Genomic DNA, 14065 nt, shown 5'->3' with positions numbered 1-14065 from the left:
GGCACCCGCACGCACGCCGTCGGGCTCGCCTGCGGGCGTGATGCCCTCGAAGCTGCGATTGCGCTTGATGATGGTGATGCCCAGTTCCCGCTCGATATCGAAGCCCTGAAAAAAAAGGGAATCCGGGTGAACGGCCCCGAAGGCTCGATCGCCTGCAGGCCCGTTCAGCGGATTCCCTTGCGGCCCGGCGGCCGCGCCCGGGCGATCAGGCGCCCAGGTATGCCTTGCGGACCTCGGCATTGACCAGCAGGTTCGCGCCCGTATCCTGCAGCACGACCCGGCCGTTCTCCAGCACATAGCCCCGATCCGCCACCTGCAGCGCCTTGTTGGCGTTCTGCTCGACCAGGAACACGGTGACGCCCTGGTCGCGGATGGTGCGGATGATGTCGAAGATCTGCGCGATGATCAGCGGGGCCAGGCCCAGCGTGGGCTCATCGAGCAGCAGCAGGCGCGGACGGCTCATCAGCGCGCGGCCGATGGCCAGCATCTGCTGCTCGCCGCCCGACATCGTGCCCGCCCGCTGCGCCGCGCGCTCTTTCAGGCGCGGGAACAGCGTGTAGACGTGCTCGATGCCCGACTCGATCTCCTGGCGGTTCGAGAAGAATCCGCCCATCATCAGGTTCTCGGCCACCGTCAGGTCCTTGAAGACCCGGCGCCCCTCGGGCGAGATGGCGATGCCGCTGCGCATGATCTCGTGCGTCTCGGCCTGGGTGATGTCGCGGCCCTCGAACGAGATGCGGCCTTCCTTGGCGCGGGGATTGCCGCACACCGTCATCAGCAGCGTGGTCTTGCCGGCGCCGTTGGCGCCGATCAGGGTGACGATCTCGCCCTGGTTGACCTCGACGGACACGCCGTTCAGCGCCTGGATGGCGCCGTAGTAGGTATGGATGTTCTCCAGTTTCAGCATCATTCTTCCCCCAGGTACGCCTTGATGACCCGCTCGTCGTTGCGTACCTGCTCGGGGGTGCCGGTCGTGATGGGCTTGCCATGCTCCATCACCAGGATACGATCGGAAATGCCCATGATCAGGCTCATGTCGTGCTCGATCAGCAGCACGGCCACGCCGAACTCGCGGCGCAACTGGTCGATCAGCGATTGCAGGTCGCGCTTTTCCTGCGGGTTCAGGCCGGCGGCCGGCTCGTCCAGCATCAGCAGGCGCGGCTTGGTGATCATGCAGCGCGCGATCTCCAGGCGGCGCTGGTGGCCATAGGCCAGGTTGCCCGCCTCGCGGTTGGCGTACTGGCGCAGGCCCATGAAATCCAGCCATTGGGCGGCGCGCGCCTTGGCGTCCTCCTCGGACTGGCGGTATGACTTCAGCTTCAGCAGGCCGGGCAGCAGACGCGCCTCGACCTGGGTGTGCTGGGCCACCAGCAGGTTCTCCAGGACGGTCAGCTGCTTGAACAGCCGCACGTTCTGGAACGTGCGCACCAGGCCATGGCGGGCCACCTTGTGGCTGGGCTGGCCGGCGATGGACTTGCCGTCCATCACGATCTCGCCCGCGGTCGGCTTGTAGAAACCGCCCACGCAGTTGAACACCGTGGTCTTGCCCGCGCCGTTGGGGCCGATGATGGCGAACACTTCGTCGCGTCGGACCTCGAAGCCCACGCTGTCGACGGCCAGGAGGCCGCCGAAGCGCATGGTCAGGCCGGATACTTTCAGCAGCGCTTCGCTCATTTAGCGGCCTCCGTGCTGCCCAGTTCCACGTGCGGTCGCTTCATGGGCAACAGGCCTTGCGGACGCCACATCATCATCAACACCATCACCAGGCCGAACACCAGCATGCGGTATTCGGCGAACTCGCGCGCCAGCTCGGGCAGCACCGTCAGCAGGATGGCCGCCAGGATCACGCCCACCTGCGATCCCATGCCGCCCAGCACCACGATGGCCAGGATCAGCGCGGATTCGATGAAGGTGAAGGACTCGGGGTTGACCATGCCCTGGCGCGCCGCGAAGAACGCGCCGCCGAAACCCGCGAACATCGCGCCCAGCGTGAACGCCGACAGCTTGATGCGCGTGGGATTCAGGCCCAGCGAGCGGCAGGCGATCTCGTCCTCGCGCAGCGCCTCCCAGGCGCGTCCGACCGGCATGCGGATCAGCCGCGTGGAAACGGCCAGCGTCACCAGTGCCAGCAACAGCGCCATCAGGTACAGGTACACCACCATGTGCTGGTTCTGGAAGCTCCAGCCCATGATCTCGTGGAACGTGCGCGTGCCCTCTTCGCTGGAGCGGCGCGCCATTTCCATGCCCAGCACCGACGGCTTGGGAATGCCGGAAATGCCGTCCGGACCACCCGTCAGGGTGTTCAGGTTGATGAGCAGCAGGCGGATGATCTCACCGAAGCCCAGCGTGACGATGGCCAGGTAGTCGCCGCGCAGCCGCAGTACCGGGAACCCCAGGATGAAGCCGAACAAGGCGGCCATCGCGCCCGCGAACGGCAGCGCTTCCCAGAAGCTCCAGCCGCCCCAGTGGTACAGCAGGCCGTACGTGTACGCGCCCACGGCGTAGAAGCCGACGAACCCCAGGTCGAGCAGGCCCGCGAAGCCCACCACGATGTTCAGGCCCAGGCCCAGCATCACGTAGATGAGCACCAGCGTGGCGATGTCCACCGAGCTGCGCCCGGCGAAGAACGGCCAGGCGATGGCGGCGGCGATCAGCAGCACGCCGACCCAGCGGTGGCCCTTGGTGGGCGTGGCCGGCAGCGTGGGCAGGTTGAACTTCAGCGACTTGAAGGGCCTGGATATCCACGGACGCAGCAACTGGAACAGGAACACCACGCCGCAGGCGATGGCGACCAGGTCCCAACGGGGCTCCATCGTCGTGCGCACCCCCTGGCGAATCAGTTGCAGGCCGAACACGGGCATGACGATGACGGCGGTCAGCACCGCCGCGATCGTCGCGTTTTTCAGAGCGCTTTCCTGAGCGGCCATCAGACTTTCTCCACTTCGGGTTTGCCCAGCAGCCCCGTCGGACGGAACAGCAGGATCAGCACCAGCAGACCGAAGGCCACGATGTCCTTGTACTGCGACGAGATGTAGGCCGCGGCAAAGGTCTCGGCCAGGCCCAGCAGCACGCCGCCCAGCATGGCGCCGGGAATGCTGCCGATACCGCCCAGCACCGCGGCGGTGAACGCCTTGATGCCGGCGATGAAGCCGATGAACGGGTTCAGCTTGCCGATGGTGACGGCGATCAGCACGCCGCCCACCGCCGCCAGCATGGCGCCCAGGATGAAGGTGAAGGAAATGACCTTGTTGGTGTCGATGCCCAGGAGGCCCGCCATGTGCATGTCCTGCGAGCAGGCGCGCGAGGCGCGGCCCATGCGCGAATGCTTGATGTACATGGTCAGCGCCACCATCAGCACCACGGTGACCACGATGATGACGATGCGCGAGTACGGCAGCGTCACGTCGAAGCCGTCGCTCATCGGGATCGACACCCCGCCGGACAGCAGCGCCGGCACGGCCATGTCGCGCGCGCCCTGGCCCAGGGCCATCCAGTTCTGCAGGAAGATCGACATGCCGATGGCGGAGATCAGCGCCACCAGGCGGGGGCTGCCGCGCACCGGGCGGTACGCCACGCGCTCGACGCTGTAGCCATACACGCCCGTGACCACCATGGCCACCAGCAGCATGGCCGCGATGATGAAATACACCGGCAGGCCGCTGTCGGTGCCGAAGGCGGTCAGGGTGACCAGGCCGACGTAGGCGCCGATCATATAGATCTCGCCGTGCGCGAAATTGATCATACCGATGATGCCGTAGACCATTGTGTAGCCGATGGCGATCAGCGCGTAGATCGCACCCAGGGACAGTCCGTTGAAGAACTGCTGGGTAAGTTGTGGGATCAGATCTGACATGGGGAGGAATGGCTCCAGATGCCGCCACGCTGCCCTTTGTGGCGCGATGGCCCCGCACAAGGGCCATTTATGCCTGGGTGCGGCGCGGTGGCAAATCGTTGCCGCCACGCCGCATCCTTGGCTTGCGCCCCCGGGAGGGGGCGGCTTTCACCTTGGGGCGGCCCGGCGGCAAAAAATGGTTCCGGCCCCGGTAGTGCGACCCGGAGCCGGATGACCTCGACTACATCAAACCCCAGGCGGATGGCCCGGGGCCTGCGCAGAAAAACGACGCATAGTACAGCGAACGCTTTACAGCTGGGTCTTCTTGCCGGCCTTGTCCCACTTGTAGACGGCGAATTCGAAATCCTTCAGGTCGCCCTTGGCGTCGTACTCGACCTTGCCGATGGCCGTATTGAAGGTGTTCTTGTGCAGGTAGTCGGCCACCTTGGCGGGATCCTCGCCTACGGCGTTGATGCCGTCGGCGATCAGTTGCACGGCCGCGTAGGCGGGCATCTGGAAAGCGCCATCGGGGTTGCGCTTCTTGGCTTCGAAGGCCTTGACCACGCTTTCGTTGCCCGGCAGCTTGGTGAAGTCCGCCGGCAGCGTGACCAGCAGGCCGTCGATGGCCGGACCGGCGATGGCCACCAGATCCTGGTTGGCGGTGCCTTCCGGACCCATGAACTGCACGTTCAGGCCCTGCTCGCGCGATTGGCGCAGCAGCAGGCCCAGTTCGGGGTGGTAGCCGCCGAAATAGACGAAATCGACGCCCGCCGACTTCAGCTTGGTGATGACGGCCGAGTAGTCGCTGTCGCCGACGTTGATGCCTTCGAAGACCGCGATGTTGACCTTGTCTTTCTCCAGCGTGTTCTTCACCTGGGTGGCCACGCCCGAACCGTAGGTCTGCTTGTCGTGCAGCACGGCGACCTTCTTGGGCTTGATGGTCTTGGCGATGTAGTTGGCGGCGAACGGGCCTTGCTGGTCGTCGCGGCCGATGGTGCGGAAGAAGAAGTGCGGCTTGGTCGTGTCGGTGACCAGCGGCGAGGTCGCGCCCGGGGTGATGGCGACGATGCCTTCCTGCTCGTACACGTTGACGGCGGGCACGGTGACGCCCGAGCACGCGTGCGCCACGGCGAACTTGGCGCCGGAGTTGACCACGCGGTTGGCGGCCGGCACGGCCTGCTTCGGTTCGCAGCCGTCGTCGATCAGGATGGGTTCGAGCTGCTTGCCCTTGACGCCGCCCTTGGCGTTGATGGTCTCGATCGCGGTCAGCGCGCCGGCCTGGATCTGATCGCCATACTGGGTGTTCGGGCCGGTCATGGGTTGCGGAATGCCGATCTTGATGGTGTCGGCGGCGTGGACGCTTCCGGCGAGCATCAGGGCGCCCAGTGCAACGGCAAGGGGGGTAAAGCGTTGCGCGATTTTCATGCAGACTTCTCCAGCAGGGAGGGGTTGGACGGCTCTGCCCGATCCGGAACGGAAGGATTTTCTGGCTCCGGGATACGGCATTTCCCGCTTATTTTGTATAGCGGTAACGTGGCCGGTATTCTGTTCGCTGCCCCAGTGCGTGTCACTGCGTGGAATCCCCAATATTTCATCGGGATGAACAAACGGGGACAGGCATGAATGGCCCGAGAGCGGCCTGTTTTGACTTCAATCAGGCCAAAATCGTTTGCAGCGCTTTGCGGACCCTATCTTTCAGCGGCCGAATCCGGATTTCCTTGACGGCGTTGACCTGCATTGTGGTCAGCGCAACTTCAAGTAATAAGGCGTCGGTTTCGTACTTTCCTCGGGTCTGCAGCCAGGTGATGACCTCGGCCAAATGCCATACTGACGCACTGCCTTCATGAACTGGCGTCGGGAAACTCGTTGCGTGATTGATCATCAACTTGCGCATGTTCTGCCGCGTAACGCCCACTGCATCGTCACATCCCATGGCACCCAGCCGTTCGACAAGGTCATTGTGATCGGAATCCCGCTCCGATAACTGATACTTGAGCGTGAATGTGTATTCCATCGGCCACTGCCGGGCACCATGTCCCGAAGCGACTGGATCATTCCTGCATGTGGTGCAGTTATCGACAACCCGCCTGGGTTGAAGAGCATGATTCCCGGGATTACGCGGTGTACTCCACACACTTGCGACTTTGACGGCCTTATCTCTCTACAGGCCGTGCCTCTACAGGCCGTGCCTCTACAGGCCGTGCCAGATTCCACATCAATGCCCGGAACGGCGCCAGCATCGCCAGATTGACGGCCAGCTTGATGGCCAGATCGCCCAGCAGCCAGGTCAGCCACGGCAGGCCGGAGCCGGCGAAGGCCACGCTGAAGAACACGGCCGTATCGAACACGGCGCCGGCCGTGCCCGCCAGCAACGGCGCGCGCCACCAGCGTTGGTCGCGCAGGCGGTCGAACACCTTGATGTCGATCAGTTGGGCGCACAGGTACGCCAGCCCCGAGGCCAGCGCGATGCGCGGCGAGGCCACCCACATCGACACGGCCAGCGCCAGCGCGAAACCGCACCACGCCACGCGCCGCGCGGCCCGCGGGCCGAAGCGGCGGTTCAGCAGGTCGGTGACCAGGAAGGCCACCGGATACGACAGCCCGCCCCAGGTCAGCCAGTCGTTCAGCGGCACCTGCACCAGGATGTTCGACCCCACCACCACCACGCCCATGGCCAGCACCGCCAGGGCGAACTGTCCCGCCGACATCGGCGCGTAGCGGCGGGGATTCGTGCGGTTCACTTGCCGAACTCCGCGGCCAGCTCGCGCGACCGGCGCGCGGCGGCCTGCATGGCGCGCTCGACCAGCGGCGCGAAACCGCCCTGCTCGAACTCGCCCAGCGCGGCGGCGGTGGTTCCGCCCTTGGAGGTGACGCGCTCGCGCAGCACCGAAGGCGGTTCGTCGGACTGGGCGGCCAGCCTGGTGGCGCCCGAGAAGGTGGCCAGCGCCAGCTGGCGCGACTGTTCCTCGGTCAGGCCGACGGCGCGGCCGCCCGCCATCAGGGCTTCCAGGAACAGGAAAACGTAGGCCGGGCCGCTGCCCGACAAGGCGGTCACGGCGTCCAGTCCGGCATCGTCATCGACCCAGACCACCTCGCCCACCGATTGCAACAGCGCCGCGGCGAGGTCGCGGTCGGCCTGGCTGGCGCCCGGCAGCGCGGCCAGGCCGGTGATGCCCGCGCCGACCAGCGCCGGCGTGTTGGGCATGCAGCGCACCAGGCGCTGCCAGGGCTGGCCCGGCTCGCCCAGCCAGCCGGCCAGCGTGTCGGCGCGCAGGCCGGCCGCCACGCTGATCACCAGCGTCTCGCCGTTCAGCCATGGGCGCGTGTCGGCCACCGCCTGCCGCATGTTCTGCGGCTTGACCGCGTAGATCCAGACCTTGCAGCGGGCCAGCGTGTCGTCGGGCGCGGCCGCCACGGTGGCGCCGCGCGCGCGCCAGGCGTCATGCCCGGATGCATTGATGTCCACGACGTGCAGGTTGCCCGCCGGGCAGGCACGATCGGCCAGGCCCGAGGCCAGCGCGGCGGCCATGTTGCCGCCGCCGATGAAGGCGATAGAAAGGGATTTGTCCATGGGGCAGGATTGTAAACCCGCCCCTCTTCCCGCCCCTCTTCGTCGGCTTTTCCAGGGACGGGCAACGTGCTGCAACATCCTGTCCAATTGACATGCCAGTCTCGCGATGTGAAAGTCACGCGGTTGACACAAACAATTCATAAGGTGTTGCGCTTCGCATCGACCGATGCGGCAGCACACGAACGGAGGAACTCTCTCATGCGCACCCCTCGTATGGCGCTGGCAGCCGCCGCGGTCTTGTCCGCGCTGGCCGCCATCCCGGCCCACGCCGCCACCGAAATCCAGTTCTGGCATTCCATGGAAGGCGCCCTGGGCGACCGCGTCAATGCCCTGGTGGACGAATTCAACAAGAACAACACCGAGTACCAGGTCAAGGCGGTCTACAAAGGCAACTACGGCGAGTCGATGAACGCCGGCATCGCCGCGTTCCGCGCCGGCAACGCCCCCGACATCCTGCAGGTGTTCGAGGTCGGCACCGCCACCATGATGTACGCCAAGGGCGCCATCAAGCCGGTGCAGCAGATGTCCGAGGAAGCCGGCGATCCGATCGATCCCAAGGCCTTCATCGGCGCCGTGGCCGGCTACTACTCGTCGCCGGACGGCAAGCTGGTGTCGATGCCCTTCAACAGCTCGACCGTGGTCTTCTACTACAACAAGGACGCCTTCAAGAAGGCCGGCCTGGACGCCGACAAGCCGCCCAAGACCTGGGAAGAGCTGGCCGCCGCCGGCCAGAAGCTCAAGGCCGCCGGCCAGGAGTGCGGCTACACCACTTCGTGGCCGTCCTGGACGCAACTCGAGACGTTCTCGGCCTGGCACAACGTGCCCTACGCCACCAAGGACAACGGCTTCGGCGGCCTGGACGCGCGCCTGGCGATCAACACCGACCTGCACGTGCGCCACATGGAAAACCTGGCCAAGATGGGCAAGGAAGGCATCTTCCAGTACGGCGGCCGCGGCGACGAGCCCAACTCGCTGTTCATCAGCGGCAAGTGCGCCATGATCACCGGCTCCAGCGGCCTGCGCGCCAACATCGCCAAGAACGCCAAGTTCGAGTTCGGCACCTCCACCCTGCCCTACTACGGCGATGTCAAGGGCGCGCCGCAGAACACCATCATCGGCGGCGCATCGCTGTGGGTGTTCGCCAACAAGAAGCCCGAGGTCTACAAGGGCGTGACCAAGTTCTTCAAGTTCCTGGCCAGCCCCGAGATCGCCGCCCGCTGGCACCAGCAGACCGGCTACGTGCCCGTCACCAAGGCCGCCTACGAGCGCACCCTGAAGGAAGGCTTCTACGGCAAGAACCCGGGCACCGACGTGGGCGTCAAGCAGCTCAACGTCGAGACCACCGCGCAGTCGCGCGGGGTGCGCCTGGGCTACTTGCCGCAGATCCGCGAGATCGAGGATGCCGAGATCGAACGCATCGTGTCGGGCAAGGTGACGGCCAAGGAAGGCCTGGCCAACATCACCAAGCGCGGCGACGAACTGCTCGAGAAATTCCAGAAGAGCGTCGGCAACTGATGCCGCGCGGCGCGCCGGCCCGCTCGGCGGGCCCGGCGCGCCGCGGTACGATTCAAGCCGCGCTGGCCGCGGCCGTTAATTCCGATGGCGGCGGTTCGCATGAACCGTCGCCTCGCTCGTTTTTGGCATACCCATAGGCCCTCCATGGAAAAACGCGTCGTCTTCGGCCACAAGTTCCTGCCCTATCTGCTGCTGGCGCCGCAGTTGGTCATCACGGCCGTCTTCTTCTTCCTGCCGGCCGGCCAGGCCATGTGGCAGTCGATGCGGCTGGAAGACGCCTTCGGCCTGTCCTCGGAATTCGTCGGACTGGACAACTTCACTGCCCTGTTCGCGCAAGACACCTATATCGATTCGTTCCGCGTCACGTCCGTGTTCTCGGTGCTGGTGGCCTTCGTGGGCCTGGCGCTGGCGCTGCTGCTGGCGGTGATGGCCGATCGCGTGGTGCGCGGCGCGGGCCTGTACAAGACACTGCTGATCTGGCCCTACGCCGTGGCGCCGGCGGTGGTGGGCGTGCTGTGGCTGTTCCTGTTCTCGCCGTCGGTCGGCATCCTGGCCGTGGCGCTGCAAGGCATGGGCGTGCCCTGGAACCCGCGCCTGGACGGCGACCAGGCCCTCATCCTGGTGCTGATCGCCGCCGTGTGGAAGCAGATCTCGTACAACTTCCTGTTCTTCCTGGCGGGCCTGCAATCCATCCCGCGCTCGCTGATCGAAGCCGCCGCCATCGACGGCGCCTCGCCGTCGCGCCGCTTCTGGACCATCGTCTTCCCGCTGCTGTCGCCCACCACCTTCTTCCTGCTGGTGGTGAACGTGATCTACGCCTTCTTCGACACCTTCGCCGTCATCGACACCACCACCCAGGGCGGCCCGGGCACGTCCACGTCCATCCTGGTCTACAAGGTGTACAGCGACGGCTTCCGCGGGCTGGACCTGGGTTCGTCCGCCGCGCAGTCCGTGGTGCTGATGGGCATCGTCATCGTCCTGACGGTGGTGCAGTTCCGCTACATCGACCGCAAGGTCCAGTACTGATTCCCCACATTCACGCCCCTAGGCCGCTCCAACCATGGTAGAACGCCGTCCCTGGCTCGACGCACTGGCGCACCTGATCCTGCTTTGCGGGATCGCGCTGGTCGCCTTTCCCATCTACGTCACCTTCGTGGCGTCCACCCAGACCGCCCAGGAAGTCGCTTCGGCGCCCATGTCGCTGCTCCCCGGCCCGCATCTGGTCGACAACTACATGCGCGCGCTGTTCGCCGGCTCGGGCGGCGGGTCGGCCGGCGTGCCGGTGGGCCGCATGATGACGGTCAGCCTGATCATGGCGCTGGCCATCGCGATCGGCAAGATCGCCATCTCGCTGCTGTCGGCCTTCGCGGTGGTGTACTTCCGCTTCCCCGGCCGCATGTTCTTCTTCTGGATGATCTTCGTCACGCTGATGCTGCCGGTCGAGGTGCGCATCGCGCCCACGTACAAGGTCGTGGCCGACCTTGGCCTGCTCAACAGCTACGCGGGCCTGACGCTGCCGCTGATCGCCTCGGCGACCGCCACGTTCCTGTTCCGCCAGTTCTTCCTGACGGTGCCCGACGAGCTGATCGAGGCGGCGCGCATCGACGGCGCCGGACCGCTGCGTTTCTTCATGGACGTGCTGCTGCCGCTGTCGCGCACCACCATCGCGGCGCTGTTCGTCATCCAGTTCATCTATGGCTGGAATCAGTACCTCTGGCCGCTGCTGGTGACTACGCAGGAAGACATGTACCCCGTGGTGATCGGCATCAAGCGCATGATCAGCGGCGGCGACAGCGTCACCGAATGGAACATCACGATGGCCACCGCGATCCTGGCGATGCTGCCGCCGGCGCTGGTGGTGGTCCTCATGCAGAAGTGGTTCGTCAAGGGCCTCGTCGACACAGAGAAATGAGTTAATACATGGCTACTCTCAGCTTCGAACGCGTCAAGAAGACCTACACCGGCAACGTACCGGTGATCCACGGCATCGACATGGAGATCGCCGATGGCGAATTCATCGTCATCGTCGGCCCCTCGGGCTGCGGCAAGTCCACGCTGATGCGCATGGTCGCCGGCCTGGAGACCGTCACCGACGGCCACATCCGCATCGACGGCAACGTCGTCAACGACCTGGAGCCCGCCGAACGCGACATCGCCATGGTGTTCCAGAACTACGCGCTGTACCCGCACATGAGCGTGTACGACAACATGGCCTACGGCCTGAAACTGCGCAAGTTCTCTCGCGAGGACATCCGCAAGCGCGTCGAGGCGGCCGCGCAGATCCTGGAACTGGGCAAACTGCTGGACCGCCGCCCTCGCCAGTTGTCGGGCGGCCAGCGCCAGCGCGTGGCCATGGGCCGCGCCATCGTGCGCGAACCCAAGGTCTTCCTGTTCGACGAACCCCTGTCCAACCTGGACGCCAAGCTGCGCGTGGCGATGCGCCTGGAGATCCTGAAGCTGCATCGCCGCCTGGGCACCACCAGCCTGTACGTCACCCACGACCAGGTCGAAGCCATGACGCTGGCCCACCGCATGGTGGTCATGAACCAGGGCGTCCCCGAACAGATCGGCACGCCCATGGAGGTGTTCGAAAAGCCGGCCTCCACCTTCGTGGCCAGCTTCATCGGTTCCCCGCCGATGAACCTGCTGGCCGTGCAGGTGGCCGGCGACGGCACCGTGCAGTCCGCCGACGGCGCGCCGCTGGACATCTCGCCGCTGGAAGTCCCGCAGGCCGTGCGCGGCCGCCGCGTCACCATGGGCATGCGTCCGGAACACATGCTGCTGAACACGCAGGGCATCGAAGCGGTGGTCGAGATGATCGAGACACTGGGGTCAGAGCAACTGGTGCACTGCCGCTGTGGCTCGACCATGATGGTGGTGCGCTGCACGACGCGCCAATTGCACGATTCGCCCGCCCGGCTCGGCGAACGCGTGCAGATCGGCTCGGACGGCCGCCATCCGCTGCACTGGTTCGAATCGGGAGAACGCGGCCGCCGCGTCGAGGGACTCTGAGCCCGTACCTGGAGGCCGGTGCGCGCAAACGCGGCCACCCATGCAAAGACGGGCCCGAGAGCCCGTCCTGGAATCGAAGCGGCGCTGGACCACCCCGTACCGGGGCGGTATCCAGGCGGCTTACTTGTAGGCCGACTTGCTGCCGTCCTTGTGCCAGGTGAACACCTCGAATTCGAAGTTGTTCAGGTCGCCTTGCTTGTTCCAGGAGACCTTGCCGATGGGCGTGTCGAAGCTGTTCTTGTGCAAGTAATCGGCCACCTTGGTGGGATCCGTGCTGCCCGAGCCCTTGATCGCGTCGGCGATGACCTGGGTGGCCGAGTAGGCCGTCAGCTGGAACGCGCCGCCGGGGTTGCGCTTCTTGTCCTTGAACGCCTTGACGATGTCGGCGTTGGCCGCGTTCTGCGTGAAATCGGCCGGCAGCGTCACCAGCATGCCTTCGACGGCGGGGCCGGCGATGGCGTTGATGTCGGGGTTGCCCACGCCCTCCGGACCCATGAACTTGGCCTTCAGGCCCTGCTCCGACGCCTGGCGCAGCAGCAGGCCCATTTCGGGGTGATAGCCGCCGTAATAGACGAAATCGACGCCCGCCGACTTCAGCTTGGTGATGACGGCCGAGTAATCGCTGTCGCCGGCATTGATGCCCTCGAACACCGCGACGGATACGCCGCCCTTGGCCAGCGTGTCGCGCACGGCGGTGGCGATGCCCTGGCCGTACGACTGCTTGTCGTGCAGCACGGCGACCTTGGCGGGCTTGATCTTCTGCAGGATGAAATTGGCGGCGGCCGGACCTTGCTGGTCGTCGCGGCCGATCGTGCGGAAGATGAAGTCGTACTTCTTGCCGTCGGTGACGGCGGGCGACGTGGCCGAGGGGGTCACCATGACCACGCCCTCGTTGTTGTAGATATCGGTGGCGGCGATCGTCGCGCCCGAACACACGTGACCGACCACGAAGCCGATCTTGTCGTTGACCACCCGGTTGGCGGCCACCGGGCCCTGCTTGGGTTCGCAACCGTCATCGATCAGCACGGCTTCCAGCTTCTTGCCGTTGATGCCGCCCTGGGCGTTGACGCGCTCGATGGCGGTGTCCACGCCTTCACGCACCATGTCGCCATACTGGGTCAGCGCGCCGGTGGTCGGGCCCACGACGCCGATCTTGATGTTCTGCGCCTGCGCGCCGGCCGACAGCGACAGGCCCGCGGCGGCCAGCGCCAGGGCAGCGCATGCGGGCGCCAGCTTGAAAATCGATTGTTGTTTGCTCATGCGAACCTCCTTATGGTCTGTGATCGGCGCGCGGCGAGTAGCCGGCGGCCTTCTCCCGTGCCAGGTCGGGCACGGCGCCAAGCATACACCCAAGGCCGCCAGCCCCGTTGCGGCGCCTTATATGCATCGCAGCATATGCAATGGAACATTTATTCTTTTGCGTTGTTAGCGGCAGACGGCATGATCCCCCGCATGAGACTGCAACCCATCATCGTTCCCGGATGGAAAGACTCCGGTCCCGCGCATTGGCAATCGCTGTGGGAGCAGAGCCTGCCCCATGCCGTGCGGGTCCGCCAGCAGAGCTGGAGCAACCCGCACCCCGCCACATGGCACGCCGCGGTCGCCGCCGCCGTCGACGCGGCCACCTGTCCGGCCCTGCTGATCGCGCACAGCCTGGGCTGCCTGGCCGTGGCCAGCCTGCCGGTCCCGCTGCACGCGCGTGTCGCCGGCGCGCTGCTGGTGGCGCCCGCCGACGTGGAACGCGGGGAACTCCCCGATTGCCTGAAGGCGTTCGCGCCGGTGCCGCGGCAACCCCTTTCTTTTCAGAGCGTGGTGGTGGTGGGTGACGATGATCCCTACTGCGAGCAAAAGCGTGCCGAAGAATTTGCCCGGGATTGGGGCAGCCGAATGGTAATCGTGCCGGGCGGCGGACATCTGAACGCTGATAGCGGCCTGCACGACTGGCCAGCCGGGCTGAAACTGCTGGCGTCCTTGCGGCGCCGCGCCTGCTGGCGCATTGCCGCCCCTCTGCCGCGCGTGCCGGCCGTGCCTTGCTGATCCCGTCCGCACCGCAAATTTTGTAAAAAAATCCTACCGACGCAAGCGGGCCATCGGAGGGGAGCCCCCAATAGATCAGGCGCATTACGACCAATTTG

The 14065-nt window shown here is 65.7% G+C and carries 14 protein-coding genes; 5 read left to right on the top strand and 9 right to left on the bottom strand.

Annotated features, from left to right (window positions below):
* Positions 1-205 precede the first annotated feature (205 nt).
* The 8 genes from A6745_RS27420 to proC all read right to left on the bottom strand — a co-directional run bounded on the left by A6745_RS27420 (position 206) and on the right by proC (position 7403).
* Complete coding sequence (locus tag A6745_RS27420) at positions 206-907, bottom strand: ABC transporter ATP-binding protein (RefSeq protein WP_066134922.1); 702 nt, start codon at positions 905-907, stop codon at positions 206-208.
* A complete protein-coding gene (livG, locus tag A6745_RS27415; RefSeq protein WP_066134706.1) occupies positions 907-1674 on the bottom strand; it encodes a high-affinity branched-chain amino acid ABC transporter ATP-binding protein LivG in 768 nt (255 codons plus the stop codon). The genes A6745_RS27420 and livG overlap by 1 nt, the downstream gene beginning before the upstream one ends.
* On the bottom strand, positions 1671-2927 hold the full coding sequence (locus A6745_RS27410; RefSeq protein ID WP_066134702.1) for a high-affinity branched-chain amino acid ABC transporter permease LivM: 1257 nt from the start codon (positions 2925-2927) through the stop codon (positions 1671-1673). The genes livG and A6745_RS27410 overlap by 4 nt, the downstream gene beginning before the upstream one ends.
* Positions 2927-3853, bottom strand: coding sequence for a high-affinity branched-chain amino acid ABC transporter permease LivH (gene livH, locus A6745_RS27405; protein ID WP_066134699.1), 927 nt, complete (start codon positions 3851-3853; stop codon positions 2927-2929). Before livH ends, A6745_RS27410 begins: the two co-directional genes overlap by 1 nt.
* A gap of 288 nt (positions 3854-4141) precedes the next feature.
* Positions 4142-5257, bottom strand: a complete 1116-nt coding sequence (locus tag A6745_RS27400; RefSeq protein WP_066134696.1) for a branched-chain amino acid ABC transporter substrate-binding protein — start codon at positions 5255-5257, stop codon at positions 4142-4144.
* Between the two features lie 229 nt (positions 5258-5486).
* On the bottom strand, positions 5487-5846 hold the full coding sequence (locus tag A6745_RS27395) for a hypothetical protein (RefSeq protein ID WP_066134693.1): 360 nt from the start codon (positions 5844-5846) through the stop codon (positions 5487-5489).
* 139 nt (positions 5847-5985) lie between these two features.
* Positions 5986-6540, bottom strand: coding sequence for a VUT family protein (locus tag A6745_RS27390; protein WP_066134921.1), 555 nt, complete (start codon positions 6538-6540; stop codon positions 5986-5988).
* A gap of 29 nt (positions 6541-6569) precedes the next feature.
* Positions 6570-7403: a pyrroline-5-carboxylate reductase gene (proC, locus tag A6745_RS27385; RefSeq protein ID WP_066134690.1), complete on the bottom strand. Its 834-nt coding sequence runs from the start codon at positions 7401-7403 to the stop codon at positions 6570-6572.
* 198 nt (positions 7404-7601) lie between these two features.
* Between proC and ugpB the strand changes: the two genes are divergently transcribed.
* The 4 genes from ugpB (at position 7602) to A6745_RS27365 (ending at position 11930) form a co-directional block, all read left to right on the top strand.
* On the top strand, positions 7602-8918 hold the full coding sequence (ugpB, locus tag A6745_RS27380) for a sn-glycerol-3-phosphate ABC transporter substrate-binding protein UgpB (protein ID WP_066134687.1): 1317 nt from the start codon (positions 7602-7604) through the stop codon (positions 8916-8918).
* Between the two features lie 144 nt (positions 8919-9062).
* A complete protein-coding gene (gene ugpA, locus A6745_RS27375; RefSeq protein ID WP_066134684.1) occupies positions 9063-9944 on the top strand; it encodes a sn-glycerol-3-phosphate ABC transporter permease UgpA in 882 nt (293 codons plus the stop codon).
* 34 nt (positions 9945-9978) lie between these two features.
* On the top strand, positions 9979-10830 hold the full coding sequence (gene ugpE, locus A6745_RS27370; protein WP_066134681.1) for a sn-glycerol-3-phosphate ABC transporter permease UgpE: 852 nt from the start codon (positions 9979-9981) through the stop codon (positions 10828-10830).
* 8 nt (positions 10831-10838) lie between these two features.
* Complete coding sequence (locus tag A6745_RS27365) at positions 10839-11930, top strand: sn-glycerol-3-phosphate import ATP-binding protein UgpC (protein WP_066134678.1); 1092 nt, start codon at positions 10839-10841, stop codon at positions 11928-11930.
* 120 nt (positions 11931-12050) lie between these two features.
* Here the strand turns inward: A6745_RS27365 and A6745_RS27360 are convergent, their stop codons facing one another.
* The gene (locus A6745_RS27360; RefSeq protein ID WP_066134675.1) at positions 12051-13190 is read right to left on the bottom strand and encodes a branched-chain amino acid ABC transporter substrate-binding protein; all 1140 of its coding nucleotides are present in this window, start codon (positions 13188-13190) and stop codon (positions 12051-12053) included.
* 192 nt (positions 13191-13382) lie between these two features.
* Between A6745_RS27360 and A6745_RS27355 the strand changes: the two genes are divergently transcribed.
* The gene (locus A6745_RS27355) at positions 13383-13967 is read left to right on the top strand and encodes an RBBP9/YdeN family alpha/beta hydrolase (RefSeq protein ID WP_066134918.1); all 585 of its coding nucleotides are present in this window, start codon (positions 13383-13385) and stop codon (positions 13965-13967) included.
* Positions 13968-14065 lie beyond the last annotated feature (98 nt).

The sequence above is a fragment of the Bordetella ansorpii genome, from assembly GCF_900078705.1.
Taxonomy (GTDB): Bacteria; Pseudomonadota; Gammaproteobacteria; order Burkholderiales; family Burkholderiaceae_B; genus Bordetella; species Bordetella ansorpii_A.
This window is presented reverse-complemented; position numbering and strand designations above follow the sequence as displayed.

Bases quoted from the DNA above. Each gene is read 5' to 3' on its own strand.
- A6745_RS27420 (WP_066134922.1), bottom strand. From the start codon at position 907: ATGCTGAAACTGGAGAACATCCATACCTACTACGGCGCCATCCAGGCG.
- livG (WP_066134706.1), bottom strand. From the start codon at position 1,674: ATGAGCGAAGCGCTGCTGAAAGTATCCGGCCTGACCATGCGCTTCGGC.
- A6745_RS27410 (WP_066134702.1), bottom strand. From the start codon at position 2,927: ATGGCCGCTCAGGAAAGCGCTCTGAAAAACGCGACGATCGCGGCGGTG.
- livH (WP_066134699.1), bottom strand. From the start codon at position 3,853: ATGTCAGATCTGATCCCACAACTTACCCAGCAGTTCTTCAACGGACTG.
- A6745_RS27400 (WP_066134696.1), bottom strand. From the start codon at position 5,257: ATGAAAATCGCGCAACGCTTTACCCCCCTTGCCGTTGCACTGGGCGCC.
- A6745_RS27395 (WP_066134693.1), bottom strand. From the start codon at position 5,846: ATGGAATACACATTCACGCTCAAGTATCAGTTATCGGAGCGGGATTCC.
- A6745_RS27390 (WP_066134921.1), bottom strand. From the start codon at position 6,540: ATGTCGGCGGGACAGTTCGCCCTGGCGGTGCTGGCCATGGGCGTGGTG.
- proC (WP_066134690.1), bottom strand. From the start codon at position 7,403: ATGGACAAATCCCTTTCTATCGCCTTCATCGGCGGCGGCAACATGGCC.
- ugpB (WP_066134687.1), top strand. From the start codon at position 7,602: ATGCGCACCCCTCGTATGGCGCTGGCAGCCGCCGCGGTCTTGTCCGCG.
- ugpA (WP_066134684.1), top strand. From the start codon at position 9,063: ATGGAAAAACGCGTCGTCTTCGGCCACAAGTTCCTGCCCTATCTGCTG.
- ugpE (WP_066134681.1), top strand. From the start codon at position 9,979: ATGGTAGAACGCCGTCCCTGGCTCGACGCACTGGCGCACCTGATCCTG.
- A6745_RS27365 (WP_066134678.1), top strand. From the start codon at position 10,839: ATGGCTACTCTCAGCTTCGAACGCGTCAAGAAGACCTACACCGGCAAC.
- A6745_RS27360 (WP_066134675.1), bottom strand. From the start codon at position 13,190: ATGAGCAAACAACAATCGATTTTCAAGCTGGCGCCCGCATGCGCTGCC.
- A6745_RS27355 (WP_066134918.1), top strand. From the start codon at position 13,383: ATGAGACTGCAACCCATCATCGTTCCCGGATGGAAAGACTCCGGTCCC.